1 protein-coding gene is annotated in these 1,138 nt (G+C 44.7%); it reads right to left on the minus strand.

Translation table 11 applies throughout. The features are described from left to right. Positions 1–183 precede the first annotated feature (183 nt). A partial coding sequence (locus R8269_RS25490; RefSeq protein ID WP_318222948.1) for a hypothetical protein occupies positions 184–1,138 on the minus strand: 955 nt, incomplete at its 5' end.

Raw genomic sequence — 1,138 nt, forward strand, 5'->3', positions numbered from 1 at the left:
AACAATCATCACCAATAAATGTGGGGCATAATTTAGGTGATAATCATTCGTATTGGCATTTAATTTACATTGTTTACGTTTAGTGGAGATGAAACGATAAACACCTTCTAGAGCAAGGTAATTTAAGGCTCAAAAACAAAAAAAGACCCGAGAATGACTTCGGGTCTTTTCATTTGTTCTGCGCTAAGAGCTTTGTGTTGCTTCCGCTTTACGCCGTTGGGTTAAGTATTTCACCCAACTCTTGGCTTGATTCGATGGTTTGATTTCATTCGCACGTTTCGCATTCGCCAATGCGTCATCCAATCGATTCAACTTGTAGTAGGCTCTGGTTTTGATGAGCGCGACGTCAGCATTGCGACCTTTTACCTTATCCAAAGCAGCCAATGCTTGTTGGTAATGGCCTTGTTGAACAAGTAGCTGAGAGTAGTTCCAGTAGTATTTAGAATCCAACTTCGCGGCAATTCGCCAACTATCGATGGATTTATCCCACTCTTTTGCCATCTGCCAATAGGTCGCCTGCTGAGCTTTTAACTGGCTATCGACGTTAAGGTCTTCCAACTGCTCCATAATTAAAGCAGCACGCTCTGGGATTCCACGTTTCGCATAAAGCTGTGCCAGCAGTTTAAAATCATCTTGACTGAGCGCGACACCTTGTAGCTTGGCTAAAGCCATTGAATCTAGTGCGCGTTTGCTGTCATCGACACGTAAGTGCAAAGCGACGAGCTGACGCCACCACTCCACCCGTTCAGGCTCAATTGCAATCAAACGTTTGATGGTGACAATAGCAGGCTGCCACTTTTTGAGTTCCAGTTCAGACGAAAGCTTAATCGACAATGGACCGAGTTCATCTGGCTGACCAAACTTCTCGTAGCGACCCATCGCTGACAGCACTTTATTCCATTGGCTCAACTGGTAATGCGATTGTACGATGCGCAGCCAAACTTCATGAGCTTTCTGGTTTTTAGGTACGGATTTACTCAACTCGTAATAGTGCGGCAAGGCTTTAGCAAACTGTTGTTCGTTCAACAAAATATCCGCTAGCATTTTACGTGTTTGCCACGCTTGCTCGTCTTGCAATAAACCGCTGCTTACCGCGAAATCCAGTTGCTTGATAGCTGGCTTAACTTGCTCATTCTGC

The organism is Vibrio sp. Vb0667, assembly GCF_033391095.1.